Annotated in this window: 7 protein-coding genes, 2 pseudogenes and 1 CRISPR repeat array; all 9 genes and pseudogenes read right to left on the minus strand. The window is 45.5% G+C overall.

Features of this window, described 5'->3' with window-relative positions:
* The first annotated feature begins 33 nt into the window (after positions 1-33).
* A CRISPR array of direct repeats spans positions 34-1,889; the repeat unit is 37 nt; unit sequence GTTTCAATCCCTAATAGGGTTTAAGATTAATTGGAAC.
* 233 nt (positions 1,890-2,122) lie between these two features.
* Positions 2,123-2,395 (minus strand): CRISPR-associated endonuclease Cas2, encoded by a 273-nt coding sequence (cas2, locus tag IM496_RS16810; protein ID WP_002742874.1) that lies wholly within the window; start codon positions 2,393-2,395, stop codon positions 2,123-2,125.
* A 12-nt stretch (positions 2,396-2,407) separates the two neighbouring features.
* Positions 2,408-3,412 (minus strand): type I-D CRISPR-associated endonuclease Cas1d, encoded by a 1,005-nt coding sequence (cas1d, locus tag IM496_RS16815; RefSeq protein WP_287662643.1) that lies wholly within the window; start codon positions 3,410-3,412, stop codon positions 2,408-2,410.
* 5 nt (positions 3,413-3,417) lie between these two features.
* Positions 3,418-4,011 (minus strand): CRISPR-associated protein Cas4, encoded by a 594-nt coding sequence (cas4, locus tag IM496_RS16820; protein WP_069474919.1) that lies wholly within the window; start codon positions 4,009-4,011, stop codon positions 3,418-3,420.
* 2 nt (positions 4,012-4,013) lie between these two features.
* Positions 4,014-4,847: a CRISPR-associated endoribonuclease Cas6 gene (cas6, locus tag IM496_RS16825; RefSeq protein WP_287662645.1), complete on the minus strand. Its 834-nt coding sequence runs from the start codon at positions 4,845-4,847 to the stop codon at positions 4,014-4,016.
* Positions 4,847-5,413: a Uma2 family endonuclease gene (locus IM496_RS16830; protein WP_287662646.1), complete on the minus strand. Its 567-nt coding sequence runs from the start codon at positions 5,411-5,413 to the stop codon at positions 4,847-4,849. Before IM496_RS16830 ends, cas6 begins: the two co-directional genes overlap by 1 nt.
* A 9-nt stretch (positions 5,414-5,422) precedes the next feature.
* Positions 5,423-5,614 (minus strand): annotated as a pseudogene (gene cas5d, locus IM496_RS16835) (type I-D CRISPR-associated protein Cas5/Csc1); the annotation flags it as partial.
* A gap of 225 nt (positions 5,615-5,839) precedes the next feature.
* Positions 5,840-5,932 (minus strand): annotated as a pseudogene (locus IM496_RS16840) (CRISPR-associated endoribonuclease Cas6); the annotation flags it as partial.
* Entirely contained in the window at positions 5,932-6,498 is a 567-nt protein-coding gene (locus IM496_RS16845; protein ID WP_287662649.1) for a Uma2 family endonuclease, read from the minus strand. The gene IM496_RS16845 and the pseudogene IM496_RS16840, both read right to left, overlap by 1 nt.
* 9 nt (positions 6,499-6,507) lie before the next feature.
* Positions 6,508-6,829: type I-D CRISPR-associated protein Cas5/Csc1 (gene cas5d / locus IM496_RS16850; RefSeq protein ID WP_287662650.1), on the minus strand; the 322-nt coding region annotated here is incomplete at its 5' end.

Consider the following 6,829-nt stretch of genomic DNA (forward strand, 5'->3'; position numbering starts at 1 on the left):
CCCAGAGGCTTCGGCGGAGCCGGGTAAGTGGAGGTTTCAATCCCTATTAGGGTTTAAGATTAATTGGAACTCTAAGGAATTTGAGAAGTTAGGTAAAAGTTCTGGTTTCAATCCCTATTAGGGTTTAAGATTAATTGGAACCTCAGGGGTTAAATCAATTTCGTTTCCCCCCTCAAGTTTCAATCCCTATTAGGGTTTAAGATTAATTGGAACTCACGTCGTTAATGCCTCGGCCAACTACCGACCCCGTGTTTCAATCCCTATTAGGGTTTAAGATTAATTGGAACTTAATGAAGTTTGAACACGCTGTAAAAATTTGTTGTTTCAATCCCTATTAGGGTTTAAGATTAATTGGAACATCGCCCGGAGCGCTGTCAAGCCCGAATGGTACGAGTTTCAATCCCTATTAGGGTTTAAGATTAATTGGAACCGTATTTATCCAAAGCTTGATTAATCGTTCCCGCGTTTCAATCCCTATTAGGGTTTAAGATTAATTGGAACCAGGGCATTACTGCCATAGTCAGAGGTAAATCGGTTTCAATCCCTATTAGGGTTTAAGATTAATTGGAACATGATGAGATTTTCCTTTTGGCTTTTGATGTGCCAGTTTCAATCCCTATTAGGGTTTAAGATTAATTGGAACGCGCGGCGAATGGCGATGTCGCCGTTGCTGATACTGTTTAAATCCCTATTAGGGTTTAAGATTAATTGGAACGACCATTATACGGCGGCTTTGGTGGGGTTGCCTTTTGTTTCAATCCCTATTAGGGTTTAAGATTAATTGGAACTACAAGGATCATGTCGCTTGGATTAAAAGGCAAGCGTTTCAATCCCTATTAGGGTTTAAGATTAATTGGAACAATCTAATGTCAATTTCCGCCCAAGTTCCGTCGCAGTTTCAATCCCTATTAGGGTTTAAGATTAATTGGAACTCTCGCACCAAAGGAATAGAGTATCGGCGCTCCCAATGTTTCAATCCCTAATAGGGTTTAAGATTAATTGGAACACTAAATATCGATTACCCGGAGTAAGAGTGATCGGTTTCAATCCCTAATAGGGTTTAAGATTAATTGGAACAAGATAGTAAAAAGAATTCCTTCCGGAATAGCGAGTTTCAATCCCTAATAGGGTTTAAGATTAATTGGAACCTAACTGGCGCTGCTCCAGAGTTTGTACATTACCTATCTGACGTTTCAATCCCTAATAGGGTTTAAGATTAATTGGAACAGGGTGTTATAGGTGCCTCTGTATTAGCTCTTATGGTTTCAATCCCTAATAGGGTTTAAGATTAATTGGAACCGGCGCCGTGACTCCGCTATGAAGAACTGTATGTAGGTTTCAATCCCTAATAGGGTTTAAGATTAATTGGAACAATCACTTTTACAGGATTTTCAGTCCCCATTAATTCAGTTTCAATCCCTAATAGGGTTTAAGATTAATTGGAACGTCGATCGCACGAAATCCTCACCCGAAATCTCCAGCAATCGCCGTTTCAATCCCTAATAGGGTTTAAGATTAATTGGAACAGTATTAATACTCACATTCCCCTCCTTGCTCACTTTGTTTCAATCCCTAATAGGGTTTAAGATTAATTGGAACCCTCCCTCTCAGTCTTTCCCGATACCCCATCCCAAAGTTTCAATCCCTAATAGGGTTTAAGATTAATTGGAACAATGTAGTCGTGAGAGAGCGGTTATCATTATATATGTTTCAATCCCTAATAGGGTTTAAGATTAATTGGAACATTCTCCAGAAATTCATCCCAATGCCCAGATAAGAGTTTCAATCCCTAATAGGGTTTAAGATTAATTGGAACGGCTCCCGTACTAGCGTCAGCCGTGCGGGTAGCCGGGTTTCAATCCCTAATAGGGTTTAAGATTAATTGGAACCGCCCAGTGGTAAAAGCTATACGCTATGGGGTTTTCAAGGTTCGTATGCGCCGCACCCGCAATAAACCCATTGTACAGCAAGTGACCCAGTTCTTCAAGACCCCGCAAAACCTTACGGGATAAGGTGCGCCCCGCGTTGGAAAGGAAAATCATCTCGAATCTATATTGCATAAGCTTTTCAGCCACCAGATAATAGTTAAGGATTTTTACAGCTACCCGGAAGCGCAACCGAGCTAAACAAAAAAAATTGTATTATCCCGGGGTAACTCACCACCGATACGTTCCACTTTACCCCGACAACAGGCGCAGAGAAAATAAAAGCGGATGCTATCGGTATCGGGTTTGATCAACTTACTCAAGCGCCCGCGCAGCTTGGCGTACTGGGTATCGGTGAGATCGCACTCAAAAACACTATACTGCACCCGTTGGCCGTAGGACTTTAACGTATTGTGAATTTTGGTTCGTCGCTTATCATCGGAAATATCGTAACTGACAACAAAATACATGACCGCCTCTATCTACTTTAAAATCAAGGGTGGATACTTATCCGTCTCGTCCATCAGATATTTCGCCATTAGTCGGGCCTGAATCTCGAAAGCTTCTTGATAAGTACACTGTTTACCCATTACCGGATGCTTAAACTTGGATTGTTTCTTCTGTTCGTACAAGCGCAGGAAAATCTGTAGCCCCTCTCTCGTCAAGGAAACCGCACCGCTTAAGGGTTCGGTGGTGAAATGTTCGGGGGTAAGATAAGGATGATTGACCCCATTGAGAACCACGGCATCAACGACGATCGCTCTAAATTCCTCCATCAGATCTAGTGCCAGCGAGGGGCGACCGTAGCGTTGATAGTGAAGATAACCGAGATAGGGGTCAAAACCGACCAAATTGATCGCACTCTGCACGTCATGGCGCAATAACGCATAACCCAGACTCAAAAGAGAATTGACCGGATCTCGCGGGGGGCGACGGTTACGCGAGGTAAAGGTAAAAGTATCACCGAGAATTAAGGAATCAAAACAACTGAAATAGGCCGCGCTTCCCGCTCCCTCTAACCCCCGGAGAGAATCGATCGCCGAGATTGTTTCGATCGAGCCGATCGCTGCTTCCAGACAAGCGATCGCAGTTTGTAAATCCAACTCTTTTCGATCGCGTTGACGACGGAGCAGAATGTTGCGGTAATTCTTCAGCTTGCCGCGGACGAATCCCCGCACTAAATGAATGGCTTTCGGAGAATCGCCGGCGGCCTGCCATTGCGCTCGACGAACGAAAATATTTTTGGTCATCTCCGGCTCCAATCTACCGAGATATTTTCCCGTGGCAGTGACAAAACTCAGGGGAATATGACGTTCCAACAATTCGATCACCAATGCGGGAGAAACTGAACCCCGTCCGAAAATCACCACTCCTTCCACGTTCAATAGAGGTACATCGAGGATCGTTTCTTTGGATGCTTTAACCGTTAAACGCTCGTCATTTTTGCCGAGAAATGCGTCTTCTCTTGTCACATATACCGTTCCCATATTTTTTAGTCTTCCTCTCGATATCGTTGGACTTTTTCGGTTAATCGGGGCAAGCAGCGATCGAACAAACTGCATCCCTTGCAGCGGGGTGAATAGACCGCCGGGGGCATTTTTCCCGTCTGGATCAGGGTTTCAACTGCTCGGATCGTAGCGATCGCCCGTTGCCGTAAAGCAAGATCGATCGCCACCGGTTGACGCTGGTGAGAACTGGCATAGTAGATATAGCCAGTATCTAGCCTTTTTCCCGTCATTTCTTCCAAACACAGAGCTTGAGCGCACACCTGCAACTCGTCGTTATCCCATTCGCCTTTACTGCCCCGTTTGTATTCCACGGGGATAAATTCGCCATCCTGGGACTCGATCAGATCGGCCTTACCGATGAGACGGTAATTATCTGATTTAAGCCAGATCGCCCGAATTTGCCATATTTCCTCGCGGTTTGCCGCCCCGACGGTGTGAACTCGCTCGTGTAAATTTGTTCCCTCGATCGTGTAGCTATTATCGAGAAATTCCCCGGCGACGAACATTCTCCAACAACGGTGGGGACAGTAGGCGTAATGGTTGAGAGCGGCGATCGGTATGTAATCAGATTCATCCATAGCTATCTTTTATCCTTAGCAATTCTGCGAGTCATCCCCATTCCCATGGTGGTTTTCCGTCCCACTCCCGCATAGAGGGCAAAATCCGCCAGTGCATTAATCGCTTTAATCTTTGCGGGTTCCACCTCTCCCAAAAGACGATAGTGAATCTCGCCTACACAACCGATCGAATGGTTTTTATAGGCTTCGTCGGCTAATTTCGTTTGAATATCGAAGAAACTAGGGAAAATCGACTCTAGGGCAATAGAATCGAAGGGGATAGCGCTATAGCGATTCCAACGACCGAGAAGGCTATTAAACACCAGTTCCCGCGTCGGTAAGGCACTATCGAATTTTCCCTGCCGGAAGGTGACGGGGGTAGCGAAAAGGAAATTAAATTCCCGATTCGTTTCCGAGGCGTTTTCATACAGATCTTGATAAGTACAAGAGTTCGCCCAGAATTGAACCGATTGCGGGGTGGCGAGGACGCTAGTGATAACCAGATCGGCGGAACCGAGATGCCAGGGGTGTTTTGGATTGAGATTCAACCAGAGCGAGGTTAATTTACCGAATAATCGGTCATCGAGCAGAGAAATCCGCCACCAGCAGGGAGTTTCGGGGGCGATTGGCCGTTCGTGTCGCCACTGCGGGGAATTTATCGTTTTTCCCCTAGACTGCATCTGTAGTGGCGATAAGGTAAAAGCTTTATCCGCCTCCGATGCGTGTAGAATGTTCCCTAATTCCTGATCGACACTACTGACAAGGGTAAGAAATAGCGCGTGAAGGTGTCGTCCGGTGAGAAAATTCGGATAGATCGGCGATCGGGGTGTGAGATTGAGAACGAGACTGTAGGGCATTAACTTAATCGGGCCTTGGCAAAAATTTGTCCGGGAGTTAGGGTTAAATCGGGGAGGAGAATATCGCTAATTTCGTCATCGCCTTTTTTAATCGCCGGGGGTGCGTCGGGATAGAAAATCGTGATCTGCTTGGCCCGGGGATCGACGATCCAGACGCGACTGACTCCCGCTTTTAGGTAGTCCACGGCTTTTTCGCTCAGGCTGCTGAAGGATTGTTCAGGAGAAATAATTTCGATGACTAATTCCGGGGGAACGGGACAAGCTTCATCGGTGAGGGGAATATCTCCTAACCTTTCTAGGGAAATGTAGAGGAGATCAGGAACCGGACACCAATCCCGATCGTTTTTGCTTAGAATAATTGCCCATTCGATTCCCACTTCTCCCCGTCCTTGATTCCAGCGATCGAGTACGAGAAATAAAGCACCAGTTAAACGAGAATGAAAGAATTTCGGTGACATTTTTGCGATCGCTTCTCCATCGACTAATTCATAGGTAATATCGCCCTCGGGAGCGGTTAACGAGAGAAATTCTGGTAAAGTCAGGGGTTTAGAGGAGATAAGAGTCATGGTCAATTTTTAACCGAAGTGATAGGACAATCGAGCGGGAATTTTCAGATCGGGGCGATCGCTTATTTGGTAATATTCCCCGCGCATTCGTACATTACGGATTAAACTAACGGGAGGCATATTGATCACGTCGTAGCCAATCACCGGATGGGTAAACATAACATCGAGAGGATTTAAAGGATAGGGATAGATAAATAGGGCTTGCTGAATAAATGTGAAATGTAGGCAAAGTAAGGGTTTTGGGGCTTTACGAGCGAAACAGGTGCAAGATTTTGAGAGAATCGTCGTTCAAAACCTTGCGTCTTCATCGGCCCGCGTCCTGTAGGGGCGAAGCATTCGGGCAATAACCTATCGGTGAAACCGTAGATTTTCTATCCGAATGCTTCGCCCGTACTTTTTCAGCAAGCCCTAAATAAATCCTCTTTTTGTAAGGAATAGCGCCTGAAGGTGTCGTCCGGTGAGAAAATTCGGATAGATCGGCGATCGAGGGGTGAGATTGAGAACGAGACTGTAGGGCATTAACTTAATCGGGCCTTGGCAAAAATTTGTCTGGGGGTTAGGGTTAAATCCGGGAGGAGAATATCGCTAATTTCGTCATCGCCTTTTTTAATCGCCGGGGGTGCGTCGGGATAAAAAATTGTGATCTGCTTGGCCCGGGGATCGACGATCCAGACGCGACTGACTCCCGCTTTTAGGTAGTCCACGGCTTTTTCGCTCAGGCTGCTGAAAGATTGTTCCGGAGAGATAATTTCGATGACTAATTCCGGGGGAACGGGACAAGCTTCATCGGTGAGGGGAATATCTCCTAACCTTTCCAGGGAAATGTAGAGAAGATCGGGAACGGGACACCAATCTCGATCGTTTTTGCTGAGAATGATCGCCCATTCGATTCCCACTTCTCCCCGTCCTTGATTCCAGCGATCGAGTATAGAAGATAAAGCCAGAGTTAAACGAGAATGAAAGAATTTCGGTGACATTTTCGGGATCGCTTCTCCATCGACTAATTCATAGGTAATATCGCCCTCGGGAGCGGTTAGTGAGAAAAATTCCGGTAAAGTGAGGGATTTAGAAGATATAAGAGTCATGGTCAATTTTCAACCGAAGCGATAGGACAATCGAGCGGGAATTTTCAGATCGGGACGATCGCTTATTTGGTAATATTCCCCGCGCATTCGTACATTACGGATTAAACTAACGGGAGGCATATTAATCACGTCGTAGCCAATCACCTGATGGGTAAACATAACATCGAGAGGATTTAAAGGATAGGGATAAATAAATAAATCCTCTTTTTGTTTTGATAGGGAAAGTTCTGTCAGTTTTACTTCCGCTTTACTCATCCATTTTCCCAAACGAATCCATTTAGGAAGTTGTAGGGGGTGATGGGAAATGATAAAACATTCAAAAACACTTTCG

Source organism: Microcystis sp. M049S2, from assembly GCF_020245625.1.
GTDB classification, from domain to species: domain Bacteria; phylum Cyanobacteriota; class Cyanobacteriia; order Cyanobacteriales; family Microcystaceae; genus Microcystis; species Microcystis ichthyoblabe_A.

Coding starts and splice junctions, on each gene's coding strand:
- cas1d (WP_287662643.1), bottom strand. CDS start 3,412: ATGGGAACGGTATATGTGACAAGAGAAGACGCATTTCTCGGCAAAAAT.
- IM496_RS16845 (WP_287662649.1), bottom strand. CDS start 6,498: ATGACTCTTATATCTTCTAAATCCCTCACTTTACCGGAATTTTTCTCA.
- cas4 (WP_069474919.1), bottom strand. CDS start 4,011: ATGGATGAATCTGATTACATACCGATCGCCGCTCTCAACCATTACGCC.
- cas2 (WP_002742874.1), bottom strand. CDS start 2,395: ATGTATTTTGTTGTCAGTTACGATATTTCCGATGATAAGCGACGAACC.
- IM496_RS16830 (WP_287662646.1), bottom strand. CDS start 5,413: ATGACTCTTATCTCCTCTAAACCCCTGACTTTACCAGAATTTCTCTCG.
- cas6 (WP_287662645.1), bottom strand. CDS start 4,847: ATGCCCTACAGTCTCGTTCTCAATCTCACACCCCGATCGCCGATCTAT.